A 15,305-nucleotide genomic window follows, 5' to 3' on the forward strand; every position below is an offset into this window, starting at 1 on the left:
TTCGAGACGCATCGCACCGAGCGCCGGGGCGGCATCCGTCCGGCAACCCCTGTCCGGCAATCCCGCTTGACGCCCGACAGTGAATCGTCGACGTGATCAATCGCCGAGTCCGGGCTCCGGGGTCGGCACGCCCCGGACGAACGCATGCGCCGTGCCTCGGAAGTCGAAGTCCGGCAGTTTGGAATGGAGCTGCCCGGCGAACTGAGATGCCCACTGCGGAACGCCCCCCTCTCGATCCTCGGGGAGCGGGTCGAGAAGCTTGGCCCCGGGCGTGATCGGACCCGGGGACGTTGCGGAGAAGCCGGCGACGCCCGTGTATCGGAAGATCCCGTAGAAGCCTTCGGCCCCATAGCTCCCGCGATGATTCAATGTCGATTCCGCGAGACCGAGACCCGCGAGCGGCAGATTCCGGGCTGATTTGTGGGGCTCGTCGAAGGCCTCGAAGGCGTGGATCTGAACCCCTGTGTCTCGCGACCAGCGGAATGCCTCGGTCAAGAAGTCGGCGCTCGTCGAGGTGTTGAAGTACGCCTGGAAGACGTCGATGCCCGGCGGTTCGATACGGGTGTCGCCGTCGGCGAGATGCTCGCGAACACGGGCGAATGCCGATCCGGATGCAACTGACCGAGCGCCGAGGAGATAGCCCGGGAGGTTGAAGGCGATGCCGTTGGTCGGATGACCGATCTCGCCGATCATGAGCTCGACCCTCTTGCCGTCGGCGAGACCCGCGATCGACGCCTCCAACCGGCGCCACTGGATCGTCAGCTCGCCGTCTTCGCGGTCGAAGACGACGTCCCAATGACCGGTCCTTCGCGCCTGCTCCACCGCCTCCGGGCTTGGATAGATGTTCTCCATGAGGACGTCCGCGACCCGGATCAGCTCGCGCACATCCTGCGTAAATCGTCGGATCGCAGGATCGACCGAGTCGGCATCCGCGCCCCGGAAGCCATGGCTCCGGACCCCGACGGCGAGTCCGAGTCCCTCGAAGTCGCCGCCGGGCGCCATCTGCGCGCGGGCGAAGCGCACCATCTCGGTCACCTGTCGGGTCGGCGTCATGGTGTCGCCGAGCGGTGCGGCGACCTCGGCATACTCATTGGAGACGATCAGGTGGGTGACTGTCCCCGGGTGGCGTTCGTTGGCGACCTGTGCTTGGGCGAGTGCGGAGCGGATGGCGAAACGCATGCGCGGGTTGATCAGGGTGCCGTCGACGGCGATGTTCGGCACACCCTGCTTGATCGTCAGGAGTGTCTTGCCGGCGCTTGCGTTGATCTCGGCGGCAGCGAGCGCGTTCTGCGCGTTGGCGTCGCCGAGGAAGAAGCCGGGATTCAGGACGGCCCCGGGCGCGTCTTGATCGGCCGGCTTGAAGATGCGCAGATGGACCGCCGCAAGCGCGAGATCATGCCCGGCCGTTCCGGTCGTTTCCAGGATGACGCGGTGCGGGGCCGGGGCGACAAAGGTCGCCTCGGGCGGGAAGTAGACATAGAGTTCGTCGATCGCGGTTTGGGTTGTCGGCGTTTCCGCATCGGCGGCGAAGAAGTCGACCCGGTTCTCGGCCCAGACCGGTAGCGCCACGAAGTCCTCCGCGCCGAGTTTGCGCCAATAGCCGAGGTCGAACCCGGTGCCGTAGGTGGAGAGGGTCAGCGGGGCTCCGCCGGCCTCCCGCACCAAAAACGCGAGCTGGCGATAGACCGATCCCCGATGATCGACCGAGACCGCGGTCTGCGGTGTCGGGCCCTCGAAGTGCTTGAAATAGGTTCGGCTCCACGCGCTTGCGCTCGCGTCCCGGAGCGCGGAGAGGTCCAGGTCCAAGACGCCTTGCGCCTCGATCCGACTCACCCGGCCTTCTCGATCGAAATGCAGTGCCACCTGCTGGCGGGCCGCCCAGAGGCCGGCGTGCGGCCGGGTCAAGGAGATGCCGCCGCGATAGCTGTTGAACGCCGGGGTGTAGAGTCGGTCGGGTGCGAAGGGGTTGTCGGGGGACGCGCTCCATTGGCCGACATAGGGTTGATAGGCGAGTCCCATGATCGGCCCACCGGACCCTCCCTCTCCCCCTGACGCTCCGGCTTCCGCGGGAACAAGGATCAGGATCGCGATGATCCGCAGGACGTCGACCGTGGTTTCGTGCCATGCCCGAAGGCCTGTCGTGCCCGTCGGATGGCTCGGATTCCGTGCGGTGTGATCGACAATCACGGCGAGGGACGGCACGGGCTCAGGGCGTCCGGCTCGACTTGCTCGGGTTGCGCAGCAGGACATAGACGGCGCCGGTCCCCCCGTCGCGTCGCGTGGCTGAGCAGAAGGCCAGCACCTCTTCGTAGAGACGCAGCCAATAATTGACCTTCTGTTTGAGCACCGGCTGCCGGCCGGCCGAGCGATAGCCCTTGCCGTGGACGATGAGGGCGCAGCGGACGTGCCGCCGGGCGCATTCGGCAAGGAACTCGGCGAGGAGTCCGCGCGCCTGCTCGGCGTGCAGTCCGTGCAGGTCGAGCTCCAGTCCGACCTCGATGCCGCCGCGCTGCAACTCGGCCATCAGGCGCCGCTGGACACCCGGGCGCGTGAAGAGGAGAAATTCATGCGTCTCCACCTCCGACTCGGACAACAGGGTGTCGCCTTGTGCCTCGGGCAACTCGACGGGGCGCGGACGCGGGACGGGCGGCGGGCGGCGCCGCTCATGCTCGACCTGGTCATGGCGAACCGGCTCGGCGTCCTGGACATGCTCGCGAAACAATGCCAAATCAGATTCTTGGATTTGTTTCTTCATGTCTGGACAGGGTATCGTTGCGCTTCGACGGAAGGGGTCGCCCGTGGGTCCGGCTTAGGACATCTCGAGGAGGCGAAAGTCCGCAGGCATGATCACGACGGCATCCGCCGGGTCGCTCTCGACCGGCTGCATCGGCTCGGGTGGAGTCGTCGTTCGGCGCCGCAGTATAGCAGCGCTGCCCGGCCGAGGCGGGCCTAAGCGCGCGGGGTGCCGGTCAGGGTGCTTTTGAGTATGATCCAGGCCGCCCCGGCGCGGTGGGCCCTGATCGAGTATCGGTTTTCTTCGGATGCGGTTTAGGACGACATGAAGATTCTCGTGAGCAACGACGACGGCTACCAGTCGCCGGGCCTAATCAGGCTTGCCGACGCCCTTTCCGCGCTCGGGGATGTCCTCGTCGTGGCGCCCGAGCGCGACCGCAGCGGCGCCAGCAACTCTTTGACGCTGGATGTGCCGCTGCGGGCAACCCGAATGGCGAACGGTTATATCCGTGTCGACGGGACCCCGACGGATTGCGTTCACCTGGCCTTGACCGGCCTGGTCGATGTCGATCCGGATATCGTGGTGGCCGGGATCAATCACGGTCCGAATCTCGGCGACGACGTGCTTTATTCCGGGACCGTTGCGGCCGCCACCGAGGGGCGCTTCCTCGGGCTGCCGGCGATTGCGGTCTCCATGTACGCGCACGAGCCGCAGCACCTTGAAACCGGCGCGGCAGTGGCGGTTCAGCTGGTCACCCGGTTGCGGGAGGCGCCGCTCGAGTCCACCATTATCCTGAACGTCAACGTACCGGATGTTCCGTACGATCGGATCAAGGGTTTCGTCGCGACCCGCTTGGGGCACCGGCACAAGGCGGAGGCCGTCGTCCCGGCACTGGATCCGCGCGGGCGTCGCATCTATTGGGTCGGACCCGCCGGTCCGGAGCAGGACGCCGGACTCGGCACGGATTTCTTCGCCGTGCGCAGCGGTTTCGTCTCGATCACCCCCTTGCAGGTGGACCTGACCCGACACAGTGCGTTGGAATCCATTCGCCAATGGTTGGATGTGCGCCCTTGAGCGCCGGGACTGCGCACCAAGGGATCGGGATGACCTCGCAGCGCACCCGCGCTCGCTTGATTCAGCGTCTTGAAGAGTCGGGGATCCGCATGCCCGAGCTCCTCGATGTGATCCGTCGATTGCCGCGCCATCTGTTCGTCGACGAGGCGTTGGCGAGCCGGGCGTACGAGGACTCGGCGCTGCCGATCGGCCACGGCCAAACCATCTCGCAACCCTACACGGTCGCGCGGATGACCCAGGCGTTGATGGAGCCATCCAAGCCCGATACCGTGCTCGAGATCGGCACGGGCTCGGGGTTTCAAACGGCGGTTCTCGCATCGTTGGTGCGTCGCGTCTACAGCGTCGAGAGAATCGGGGCCTTGCTCGAGCGCGCTCGGGATCGACTGCGCCTGCTCGAATATCGAAATATTCGCTTTCGCCATGACGACGGTGCGCTGGGCTGGCCCGAGTATGCCCCCTTCGACGGCATCCTGGTGACGGCGGCGCCGCGCGGAGTTCCGCGCATCTTGGCCGAGCAGTTGGCGCCCGGCGGCGTCATGATCCTGCCGATCTGGGAAGGGGAGTCTCAGGTGCTTCTGCGTGTCACGCGCACCGCTCAAGGCTTCGAGCAGGAGGTCCTCGAGCCGGTCAGTTTCGTGCCCCTGGTTTCGGGCGTGTCTTAAAAGAAGGAGATCCGGATGCTCGGTCTGGAGCATACCCGTGCAGCCTCGACGTGCGGATGGACGCTATCGCTGTCGGTGGCCTGCGACGGCGCTGTCGCGCATGCGGTGCGGCGTCTTGCGAGGCTGTCGATCGGCCTCTGCGTCCTTGCCCTGTTCATGATCGCACTGCTCGGAGGCTGTGCCTCCAAGGCGCCGGCACCGGTCGGCGGCTGGGACTGGGTCGGTCCTGTTCCGGACGGCTACTACCTCATCCGCCGTGGCGACACGCTCAGCGAGGTCGCGACTCGGCACGGCCTGGGTGTTCGGACGCTCGCGGGTTGGAATGGTCTGGAGTCACCCTACTCGATCTATGCCGGTCGACTCCTTCGGGTGGTGCCCCCGGACGGTTCGCCCGCGCCGCAGCCATCCGCGGCTCCGAGCAACCCGGCTGTGGTCGCTGTACCGGCGCCTGCGGCGAGTCCGCCACAGGCGGCCGGCTCGGAGACTGCTGCGCGAGACGTGCCTCGCAAGGCGGCGCCCCGCCCCGCCGCGGCCTCCGGCGTGGCCTGGGCGTGGCCGCTCGAGGGCTCGCTCATGCAGAGGTTCAGCGCCGGCGACCGCACGCGCCAAGGCATCCGGATCCGCGGGCGCGCCGGCGAGCAGGTGAAGGCCGCAGGCGATGGCCAGGTCGTCTACAGCGGCGGTGGACTCAAAGGGTACGGCAACCTTATCATCATCAAACATAACGACAAATATCTGAGCGCTTACGGGTTCAATCGCAGATTGCTCGTTGCCGAGGGGGATCGGGTCAAGCGTGGACAGGCGGTCGCGGAAGTAGGTCAAGCGGTCGACGGGGGCGGCTACTTACTGCACTTCGAGATTCGCCGAGACGGCACCGCCGTCGACCCGCTACTCTATCTGCCTCCGCGCACGTAACCGCGTCCGACCCGACGGAGGAAGATGTGGATGTCAAGAGCCGACGCTCGTGAGCCCAAGGTCGATGTTGCCGATCTCGCCTCGGACCTTGACGGCGAGATCCTGCTCGACGGCGAGGACTCCGAGCCGACCGACGTGGAGACCGACTCCGACGAGGCCGATCCGGTCGAGTCCGAGCCGATCGAGCCGGCGGCCACCGAACGCGCCGCCGAGCGCTTCAGCTCGGGCGAAGGCGATTTCGATGCGACCCGTCTCTACCTGAACGAAATCGGGGAGTCCAAGCTCCTCACCGCGGAGGAAGAGGTCAGTCTCGCGCGGGCAGCCCAGAGCGGCGACAACGCCGCGCGCCACCGCATGATCGTCTGCAACCTCCGGTTGGTGGTGAAGATCGCTCGGCGCTATCTCAATCGAGGCCTCCCGCTGTTGGATCTGATCGAAGAGGGCAACCTCGGGCTGATCCGTGCCGTGGAGAAATTCGACCCGGAGCGAGGGTTTCGTTTCTCCACCTATGCCACTTGGTGGATCCGTCAGACGATCGAGCGGGCGATCATGAACCAGACGCGGACCGTGCGTCTGCCGATTCATGTCGTGAAGGAAATCAACATCTATCTCAAGGCGGCGCGAAAACTCTCGCAACGGCTGGATCATGAGCCAACCACGGAGGACATCGCGGTCCTGCTCGACAAGCCGATCGGCGAGGTCAAGCGGATGCTCGGGCTGAACGAGCGCATCGCGTCGGTGGACACGCCCTACAGCAAGGATGCCGACAAGCCCCTAGTCGACATGCTCCAGGACGAGGCCGCCGACGATCCTGCCGACCGCATCCAGGACATCGATATTCAAGCCAATCTCGTGCACTGGCTCGGAAAGCTCAACGGCAAGCAGCGCGAGGTGGTGGAGCGTCGCTTCGGTCTGCATGGTTACGAGAACTCGACCCTCGAGAGCGTCGCACAGGAGCTGGGTGTGACCCGAGAGCGGGTGCGTCAGATCCAGATGGATGCGTTGCGGCGCCTGCGCGATATCCTGGAAAAAGAAGGGTTTTCGATCGACGCTTTTTTTAAGTGATACCGTTTGTCCGGATCCGTGATTCCCCACCTGAGAACTGATCCAGGTCAATGACTGTAGCGGTATATCCCATATGGATCAGGTCGGATGCCCTGCTCCTCTGTTGACTTTAGGACTCTGATCCAGTGATATGAGCCGCGCACTGTCGCCCGATGGAGCGACATCACGAGACGGCTGGATCGCCTTATAATCTTTGTTGTTTTCCCGACGTTTTCTGGGAGGGTCTAATGGAAGCCAGTCTGGAACGGAAGTACAACTTCGACGTTGTGCGCTGGTTCACGGTCATGGCTGTCGTCTACCTGGTGGTGGGCGCGGCTGTCGGGGTCTATATCGCAGCGGAGCTGGCTTGGCCGGCACTGAATCTGGATAGCCCCTATTTATCGTTCGGGCGTCTGCGCCCGCTCCACACCAACGCCGTCATCTTCGCCTTCGGCGGCTGTACCCTGATGGCCACTGCCTTCTATACCGTCCAACGCACCTGCGGCGCACGCCTCTGGAGCGACAAGATGGCGTGGTTTACCTTTTGGGGTTGGAACCTGGTCATTGTTCTGGCCGTCATCACCCTCCCGTTGGGTCTGACCCAGTCCAAGGAATATGCCGAACTCGAATGGCCGGTCGACATCCTGATCGCCGTCGTGTGGCTCTCGTTCACCATCAACTTCGTGATGACGATCGCCAACCGGAAGTCCTCGCACATCTACGTGTCGAACTGGTTCTTCCTCGGCATGATGATCATGATCGTCTACCTGCACGTGGTAAACAGCCTGGCCATCCCGGTCGGACTTTTCAAATCCTATTCGATCTTCTCGGGCGTCCAGGATGCCATGATCCAGTGGTGGTGGGGACATAATGCGGTCGGGTTTTACCTGACGGCCGGATTCCTCGGGATCATGTACTACTTCGTGCCGAAGCAGGCGGGACGTCCGATCTACTCCTACCGTCTTTCGGTCATCCATTTCTGGGCCTTGATGTTCGGCTATGTCTGGCTCGGTGCGCATCATCTACAATACACTGCGCTGCCCGATTGGACCGGGTCGCTCGGGGCTGCGGTCTCCATCGCGATGATCATTCCTTCTTGGGGCGGTGCCGTGAACGGCATGATGACCCTCTCCGGGGCATGGGATCGGCTGCGGACCGACTATGTCTTGCGCTTCCTGATCATCGCACTCGCCTTCTACGCCATGTCGACCTTCGAAGGTCCGGTCATGTCGTTGAAGACGGTCAACGCACTCTCCCATTACACGGACTGGACCATCGGTCACGTGCACTCGGGTGCCCTGGGTTGGGTGGCCGGCATCTCGATCGGTGCCATCTACCACCTCATGACACGTCTGTACCACACCGAGATGTATTCGGTGCGCCTGATCAACTTCCATTTCTGGACGGCGACGATCGGCACCGTGATCTATATCGTGGCCATGTGGGTCTCGGGGATTATGCAGGGATTGATGTGGCGGGCTTACGACGAGTACGGCACCTTGGCCTACACCTTCGTCGAGTCCGTAGACGCGATGCACCCCTACTACGCCATGCGAACCGTCGGTGGTGCGATCTTCCTGCTCGGTGCCATCGTGATGCTCTTCAACATCTTGATGACCGTGCGCAAGTCGTTGTCCGAAGGCAGCCTGAGCAAGGCGCGTGCCTTGCCGGCAGCGGCATGATCCCCGGAGTAGCATCTCATGGCCGATAAAAAGACGAAGCCGAAGTCCTTTCAGGAATGGATGGAAGTCAATATCTGGGGCCTGCTTATCGTGACGGCCTTGGTGCTGTCCGTGGGCGGGCTGGTCGAGATCGTCCCGCTCTTCTATATGAAGAACACCATGGAGCACAACACCTACCCGGAGATCGTGTGGGACAAGGCCGGAAAAGAGCCGATCGTGACGGTCGACGAGGCCGGTCAGCAGCAATGGAACTGGAAGACCGGCGAGGGGATGCGTCCCTACACGGCCCTTGAGCTCGCCGGCCGCGACATCTATCAGCGCGAGGGGTGTTATCTGTGTCATTCGCAGATGATTCGTCCCTTCCGTGACGAGCGCGAGCGCTACGGGCACTACTCCTTGGCCTCCGAGTCGATGTTCGATCACCCCTTCCAGTGGGGTTCAAAGCGCACCGGGCCGGATCTCGCGCGGGTGGGCGGCAAGTACTCGGACGAATGGCAGCGTCAGCACATGCGTGCGCCGCGCTCCTTGGTCCCTGAGTCCGTAATGCCGGGCTACCCCTGGTTGGACGAGAACTATTTGAGCGGCGAGAAGATGCAGCGTCATATGCGCGGCATGCAGACCATCAGCGTGCCCTATTCGGATGCCGATATCGAGGCTGCACCGGCGCTGGTGGAAGGCAAGACGGAAATGGATGCGTTGGTGACCTACATGCAGGTCCTCGGCACCATGGTTGCCCTCGACGAGTCCAAGACCTACCGTGAATAGTCTCGGCGACTATTTTCAGACCGATTGGCAGGCGATGACGACGAACGATTGGATCGGCACGATCCTCACCGTCGTCATCTTCCTGCTGATGGTTGGTGCCTACTTCTACGTCTTTCGTCCCAAGAACCGGGAAAAGCTCGAAGCCATGAAACACATCCCGTTCGACGAGGACAACGAGAACACCGGAGATCCACATGGCCGAAAATAACCCCTTTCCCGGCGAGAACAATACCGGGCATATCTGGGACGACAACCTGCGGGAATTGGCGAATCCGCCGCCGCGGTGGTGGATGCTCGGATTCTGGGCGTCCATCCTCTTCGTGATCGTCTACACGATCCTCTATCCGAGCTGGCCGGTCGGTCAGCAGGCGACGCCCGGGCTCTTGGGGTGGACGCAGATTCAGGAGTACGAGCAGGGAGTCGCTCAGGTCGACGCGAAGCGCGGCCCGTTCGAAGAGCAGATCAGCCAGATGACCGCCGAGGAGATCATCGCTGATCCGGGGCTGCTGCAGTACACCCTGGCATCGGCAAAGGTGCTGTTCGGCGATTACTGTTCGGCGTGTCACGGCAGCGGCGGACAAGGCAATCCCGGGTATCCCGTTTTGGCCGACGACGACTGGCTTTTCGGTGGCTCGATCGCGAAGCTCACCGAGACCATTACGAACGGGCGCAAGGGTGCCATGACCGCTCATGCGACGATCCTCTCCCAAGAGGAGATCGATGCGCTTGCACACTGGGTCGTCGAGATGACCGAAGGCGGCGCAGGCAGTGCTGAGGGTTGGGAGCTGTATACCGCTAAGGGCTGCAACGCCTGTCACGGCGAGAAGGCGAACGGCGTGCTGGTCGAGCTGGGGGATGGCGAGATCGTGAGTGTCGGCGCGGCGAATCTGACCGACAGCATCTGGCGCTTCGAGCCCGGTGGCTTCGAGAGTGCGCGTCACACGATCATGTATGGCGTCAACCAGCCCGGCGTTCCCGAGACACGAGATGCGGTGATGCCGGCCTTCGGCTCGGTGGCGAAGGTGGACGATGTCGAGGTCCGCAAGTTGGACGATCAGGATATCAAGAAGCTCGCCATCTATGTTAACCAGCTCGGTGGCGGCGGGTGAATCCGGTAGGGTGATGCACGGGCCGGCGCGCCGGCCCGCGGACAACAGGGGGGAGAAGGGGAGGAGATCGGCATGACCGGAGGACTGACGTGGGACTTCGTGACCTTGATGTCGATCGCGATGGTGATCATCGCGATCCTGATCATCGTGTTTCTGGTCTACAAGGTGATCACCTTGATGAACCGGGATGCGCAGGCGCATAAGAACAACGAGCATTGACGATGAGTCGGGCGTGCTGACACCTCATCGAGGGGGATCTGAGATCCCCCTTTTTTTGTACCGTAAATAGCTTCCGAATCAATTGGTTGCGTTTGCGAAAACGCATGGCGAAAAGGCGCCCGGAGGCGTAGGCTAATTTATTTAGTGGAGCGGCGGTACGGCGGACCCGACTCTTTAGGTCCGGCGTCGTTTTCAGGCAGACCCGTTCAACCGAATCCGGTTTCCCGGACTGGATCGGGAAGAGTAGTGCCCCCGCCGATTCTCGGTTGCGCGGCGTCCCGATGCGCCTGCAAGGCGATAAGCCACCGCGATCTGTCGTAAACGTTGACCCTGTCGTGGAGATGGTCAGTGAGCACGAACCCTTTGGCAACTCAAACCGCCGTCGACGACCTCTACGCCGAGGCCGAGCATTGGCATGTCAATACCGGCGGCGAGACGATCCACGCCAAACGTCTTGCCGGGCGGTGGCGCACCATCAAGTGGGCGGCCGCGTCGGTCTGGTTGATCTACTTCCTGGGACCCTATGTGCGTTGGGACGGCCGACAGGCGGTCTTGTTCGATATCCCGAACCGGCAATATCACATCTTCGGCGCGACGGTCCTTCCGCAGGACTTCTGGATGCTGTCGCTGTTGTTGCTGTTCTTCGCCATCCTGCTTGCCGTGGCGACCGCGTTGGTCGGCCGTGTCTGGTGCGGCTATTTCTGCTTCCAGACGGTGTGGACCGACATCTACACCTGGATCGAGGAGAAGCTCGAGGGCAGTCCGCCGCAGCGCCGCAAGCTCGACAAGGCGCCCATGTCCCTGAGTAAGTTTCGGATCAAGGCAACCAAGCACGCCCTCTGGCTGTTGATCGGCTTCATCACGGGCATCAGCTTCGTGGCCTGGTTTACCGACGCACCCGCTCTGTGGGTGAACTTCTTCGCCGGCGAGTCCGGTCCCGTGGCCTACATGACGGTCGCGCTCTTCACCGTCGGGACCTACGGTCTCGCCGGTTTCATGCGCGAGCAGACGTGCTTCTGGCTTTGTCCCTACGCGCGAATCCAAGGCGTCATGCTCGACAAGACGACCATCGTGCCGACCTACGATGTGGCGCGCGGCGAGCCGCGCGGACGCGTGAAGCGCGGCGAAGCCGGTGACGCACGCACGGGCGGGGATTGCGTGGACTGCAACCAATGCGTCGCCGTCTGCCCGACGGGTGTCGATATCCGCAACGGACAACAGGAGGGCTGCATCACCTGTGCACTCTGCATCGATGCCTGCGACCAGGTGATGGATAAGGTCGGACGTCCGCGTGGACTGATCCGCTATGCCTCGCTCGACGAACTCGAAGGATTGCCCACCAAGGCACTCTTGCTGCGTCCGCGTGTCTGGGTGTACGCGGCGATCATGGGTGTCGCGCTGGCCGGGATCCTGTATGGGTTCTCCACCTTGGCGGCGATCGACCTCAAGGTCCTGCACGAGCGCGCGCCGCTGTATGTGCGGCTCAGCGATGGATCCATTCAGAACAAATACACGCTGAAGATCCTCAACAAGATGCCCGAGGAGCTCTCCGTGCGGATCAGCGTGACGGGCCCCGACGGCTTGACGCTCGTCGGTGCGGAAGAGCCGATCGTGGCACCGCCGGGCGGAGTGACCCCCGCCATCGTCTTCGTCAAGGTGCCGAAGCGTTCGCTCGATGGCGAACAGCATCCCGTGCAGTTTCATGTCGAAGCGGCGAGGCCGTCCGGTGCTGTGGTCGAGGCCGACCGGGAAAGCGTCTTCATCGGGCCGCGTCGCTAGGCGGGTGCGGGCGATCGAGAGCCGACGCCTGCGTCGGCTCTCTCGAAGCGGTTACCGGTCGACACGGGGAATGGCAACAAGAGATTGAGGCGAGATAAAGCGATGAGCTCGATGACCCGCACCACTGAATCCCCTTCCAAACCGACCCCGGCGCTGCGCAGCCCCTGGGTTCTGGCCTGGATCGGCCTGATCGTCACGGTACTGGCCGTGAATCTGATCTTCGTGTTTCTCGCGATCCGCACCAATCCCGGGTTGGTCAACGCGAACTATTACGAGCGCGGCCAAGACTACGAGCGCACGATGGTTTCGCGTCTGGCGCGCGATCCGGGTTGGCTGATGCGGGCGGATATTCCAAAACCCCTGACGGCCGGTGCGGAGGAATCGATTCGCCTGATTCTGGTCGACCGAGTCGGGCAGCCCGTCGATGTCGAGGAGGCGACCTTCTACGCCTATCGACCGTCGGACGTCTCGCGCGATTTTGCGGTGCCGATGATTCGGGAGGCCAAGGGACGTTATCTGGTGGAGACATCCTTTCCGCTGATCGGTGTTTGGGACATCCTGATCGCCGCGAAGACCGGCGAGGACGAATACAGCGTCGGCGAGCGTGTCAACGTCGCTCGCCCCTGAGGTCCGAACGCCTCCGGTTTCGAGCCCCGAAGCTGACTCGGCATCGGATGCGGGAGCGCATCCGGAGGTGGCCTCGGCTCGAATGCGTTGCTTTCACTGCGGTCTTCCGGTCGCCGAATCAGCGCGTGAGACGGCGACGATTGCCGGGCGCGAGCGGGAGTTCTGCTGTACCGGCTGCAAGGCGGTCTGCGAGGCGATCTTTGCCGCCGGACTCGAGGGTTTCTACAAGCGCACCCCCGAGGGCGAGATCTTCGGCCCGCCTCCCGAGCCGCCGAAGGATCTGGCCTTCTTCGACCTCGATGCCGTGCAGGAGGAGTTCACCGATACCGCCGGCGAGTCCCGCGAGATCAATCTGCTGGTCGAAGGCATCCACTGCGCGGCCTGTGTCTGGCTGATCGAGAAGGGGCTTTGCACCATGCCGGGGGTCGAGGAGGCCCGCGTGAATCTCACCGGCCGGCGGCTGCGCGTGCGTTGGGACAACGGGCGCTTGAAGCTCTCGCGGATCCTGCGCCGACTCGCCGATCTCGGCTATGCGGCGGCACCCTTCGATCCCGAGTCCGCCGAGGGTGCGATCGGGCGCGAGAACCGCGCCATGCTCTACCGCATGGCCTGGGCCGGTTTCGCGATGATGAACCTCATGTGGATCTCGATCGCGCTCTATGCCGGCGCCGATCAAGGCGAGTTCCGCGGTCTCTTTCAGTGGCTCGGCTTCTTGATCGCCACACCCACGCTTCTGTATTCCGGCGCGCCCTTTTTCCGCGGGGCCTGGTCCGGTCTGCGCTCGGGGCATCTGAGCATGGACCTGCCGATCGCGATCGGCGTGACGACCACCTACGTTTACTCCCTCTATGTCACGCTCGGCATCTCCAGCATCGGCGACGTCTATTGGGATACCGTCGTTAATTTTCTCTTTGTCATCCTGGTCGGGCGCTATCTCGAGGCGATCTCGCGCCGCAAGGCGGTGGCCTCGTCACAACGGCTGCTCGATCTGCAGCCGAAGGTCGCGACCCGTCTGGACGGGAAGGGTGGGGAGACCGAGTCGGTCGTTCCCGTGCGCGCACTCAAGCTCGGCGAGCGCGTGCTGGTGCGTCCCGGCGAGCGCATCCCGGTCGACGGCGAGGTGATCGCCGGCGGCAGCGGGGTGGATGAATCCATGCTGACCGGCGAGTCGCGACCGGTCGCCAAGACGCTCGGCGATCAGGTCGTTGCGGGCACCATCAACGGTGCCGGTGTCATGACCGTGCGTATCGGTGCGTTGCTGCGTGAGAGCGCGCTGGGTCGCATCATCCGACTGGTCGAGGACGCCCAAGCCAGCAAGGCCCCGATTCAGCGGCTTGCCGACCGGATCGTGCCCTGGTTTGTCGCGGCAACGCTCGGTCTGGCGACCCTGACCTTCCTGATCTGGATGCGGGTGGATGTCGAGGTCGCGGTCATGGCGGCGACCGCCGTGCTCATCATCACCTGTCCTTGTGCCTTCGGAATGGCCACGCCCATGGCAGTGGCCGTGGCGACCGGGCTCGCCGCCTCGCGCGGCATCTTGATCAAGAACGGCGCCGTACTCGAGCGCTTGTCCTCGATCGATCATTTCGTCTTCGACAAGACCGGGACGCTGACCGTCGGACGACCGACCGTGACCGGGCTCGCGAGCGCGCCCGGTGGTTGGCGCCGACTCGACGGACCGGATGATCTGATGCCCGAGGAGCGCGATGTCCTCGGTGTGCTCCAAGCGCTCGAACGGCTCTCCGAGCATCCGATTGCCGCCGCGATCCTGGACCTCTGCGAACGTGCCGGGATCGGCCGCATCGCCGTGCCGGTGGATGCGGTCGAGATCGCGCCCGGACTCGGGATCAAGGGGCATGTCGCGGGCGTGGAGATCCTTGCGGGCTCGCGGGAATGGTTGATCCGCAACGGCGTGCAACCTTGGCCCGACGGTGAGGGGCAGTCGGCCGGGACCTCGGGTCTTGTCCATTGCGCGCGGGCCGGCCAAGAGGTGCTGCGGCTCGGCGTCGCCGATCCGCTGCGTCCGGAGGCCACACGCGTGATCGGGCGGATGCGCGAGCGCGGGACCCGGGTGACGCTCTTGAGCGGTGATCGCCGCGAGACAGCCGAGGCGATCGCAGCCCAGCTCGGAGGCGGGATCGAGGTCATTGCCGAGGTGATGCCCGAGGACAAGGATCGCGTGATCGCCGAGCTTCAGCGCGACGGGCACCGAGTCGCCATGGTCGGCGACGGGGTGAACGACGCGCCGGCCTTGGTGCGGGCCGATGTCGGCATTGCCATGGGCAGCGGGACGGATGTCTCGATCGCCAGCGCCGACATCGTCCTCATGTCCAGCGAGCTCGGGCGTGTCGAGGAGGCCGCCCGACTGTCGCGACGCACCCTTCGGACCATCCGCCAGAACATCGGCATTTCGGTGGTTTACAATCTCATCATGGTCCCGCTCGCGATGGCCGCGGTCATCACGCCCCTGATCGCCGCCGTTTCGATGCCGCTCAGCTCCCTGGCGGTCATCGGCAACTCGGCACGGATTCGTGCGGTCTTCAAGCCGAGGGACGACGGCGCCCCGCGCGCGCACTGACCCGAGCGGGCGCTTAAACCGCGCAGTCTCCAGCGGTCGGCAACACTGCCGGGGCTGATCCCATCCGAAAACATCGCATATCGCAACGAGCGCGCTTTAATGGCATGAAGTGGAGGT

14 protein-coding genes are annotated in these 15,305 nt (G+C 63.9%); 12 read left to right on the forward strand and 2 right to left on the reverse strand.

Annotated features, from left to right (window positions below; genetic code table 11):
* Window positions 1-96: 96 nt before the first annotated feature.
* Window positions 97-2,019 carry a hypothetical protein gene (locus B4N44_RS00485; RefSeq protein ID WP_296695601.1) on the reverse strand — a complete coding sequence of 641 codons (1,923 nt, stop codon included), beginning with the start codon at window positions 2,017-2,019 and terminating at the stop codon, window positions 97-99.
* Between the two features lie 187 nt (window positions 2,020-2,206).
* A complete protein-coding gene (locus tag B4N44_RS00490; RefSeq protein WP_296695602.1) occupies window positions 2,207-2,755 on the reverse strand; it encodes a Smr/MutS family protein in 549 nt (182 codons plus the stop codon).
* Window positions 2,756-3,058: 303 nt separating this feature from the next.
* On the opposite strand from B4N44_RS00490, the gene surE reads away from it, so the two are divergent.
* The 12 genes from surE to B4N44_RS00550 all read left to right on the forward strand — a co-directional run bounded on the left by surE (window position 3,059) and on the right by B4N44_RS00550 (window position 15,188).
* On the forward strand, window positions 3,059-3,808 hold the full coding sequence (surE, locus tag B4N44_RS00495; protein ID WP_296695605.1) for a 5'/3'-nucleotidase SurE: 750 nt from the start codon (window positions 3,059-3,061) through the stop codon (window positions 3,806-3,808).
* A 29-nt stretch (window positions 3,809-3,837) separates the two neighbouring features.
* Window positions 3,838-4,470 carry a protein-L-isoaspartate(D-aspartate) O-methyltransferase gene (locus tag B4N44_RS00500; RefSeq protein ID WP_296695748.1) on the forward strand — a complete coding sequence of 211 codons (633 nt, stop codon included), beginning with the start codon at window positions 3,838-3,840 and terminating at the stop codon, window positions 4,468-4,470.
* 15 nt (window positions 4,471-4,485) lie between these two features.
* Window positions 4,486-5,385, forward strand: a complete 900-nt coding sequence (locus B4N44_RS00505) for a peptidoglycan DD-metalloendopeptidase family protein (protein WP_296695607.1) — start codon at window positions 4,486-4,488, stop codon at window positions 5,383-5,385.
* Between the two features lie 30 nt (window positions 5,386-5,415).
* Window positions 5,416-6,450 carry an RNA polymerase sigma factor RpoS gene (gene rpoS, locus B4N44_RS00510; RefSeq protein WP_296695610.1) on the forward strand — a complete coding sequence of 345 codons (1,035 nt, stop codon included), beginning with the start codon at window positions 5,416-5,418 and terminating at the stop codon, window positions 6,448-6,450.
* A 227-nt stretch (window positions 6,451-6,677) separates the two neighbouring features.
* A complete protein-coding gene (ccoN, locus tag B4N44_RS00515) occupies window positions 6,678-8,111 on the forward strand; it encodes a cytochrome-c oxidase, cbb3-type subunit I (protein ID WP_296695613.1) in 1,434 nt (477 codons plus the stop codon).
* A gap of 18 nt (window positions 8,112-8,129) precedes the next feature.
* Window positions 8,130-8,876 carry a cytochrome-c oxidase, cbb3-type subunit II gene (ccoO, locus tag B4N44_RS00520; RefSeq protein ID WP_296695615.1) on the forward strand — a complete coding sequence of 249 codons (747 nt, stop codon included), beginning with the start codon at window positions 8,130-8,132 and terminating at the stop codon, window positions 8,874-8,876.
* On the forward strand, window positions 8,869-9,084 hold the full coding sequence (locus B4N44_RS00525; protein WP_296695617.1) for a cbb3-type cytochrome c oxidase subunit 3: 216 nt from the start codon (window positions 8,869-8,871) through the stop codon (window positions 9,082-9,084). The genes ccoO and B4N44_RS00525 overlap by 8 nt, the downstream gene beginning before the upstream one ends.
* Window positions 9,071-9,985 (forward strand): cytochrome-c oxidase, cbb3-type subunit III, encoded by a 915-nt coding sequence (ccoP, locus tag B4N44_RS00530; protein ID WP_296695618.1) that lies wholly within the window; start codon window positions 9,071-9,073, stop codon window positions 9,983-9,985. The genes B4N44_RS00525 and ccoP overlap by 14 nt, the downstream gene beginning before the upstream one ends.
* Window positions 9,986-10,057: 72 nt before the next feature.
* On the forward strand, window positions 10,058-10,204 hold the full coding sequence (locus B4N44_RS00535; RefSeq protein ID WP_296695620.1) for a hypothetical protein: 147 nt from the start codon (window positions 10,058-10,060) through the stop codon (window positions 10,202-10,204).
* Window positions 10,205-10,552: 348 nt separating this feature from the next.
* Window positions 10,553-11,983, forward strand: a complete 1,431-nt coding sequence (ccoG, locus tag B4N44_RS00540) for a cytochrome c oxidase accessory protein CcoG (RefSeq protein WP_296695623.1) — start codon at window positions 10,553-10,555, stop codon at window positions 11,981-11,983.
* Between the two features lie 111 nt (window positions 11,984-12,094).
* Window positions 12,095-12,610, forward strand: coding sequence for a FixH family protein (locus tag B4N44_RS00545; RefSeq protein ID WP_296695751.1), 516 nt, complete (start codon window positions 12,095-12,097; stop codon window positions 12,608-12,610).
* An 82-nt stretch (window positions 12,611-12,692) separates the two neighbouring features.
* Entirely contained in the window at window positions 12,693-15,188 is a 2,496-nt protein-coding gene (locus tag B4N44_RS00550) for a heavy metal translocating P-type ATPase (protein ID WP_296695625.1), read from the forward strand.
* Window positions 15,189-15,305 lie beyond the last annotated feature (117 nt).

This window comes from Thiocapsa sp. UBA6158, from assembly GCF_002423035.1.
GTDB lineage: Bacteria > Pseudomonadota > Gammaproteobacteria > Chromatiales > Chromatiaceae > Thiocapsa.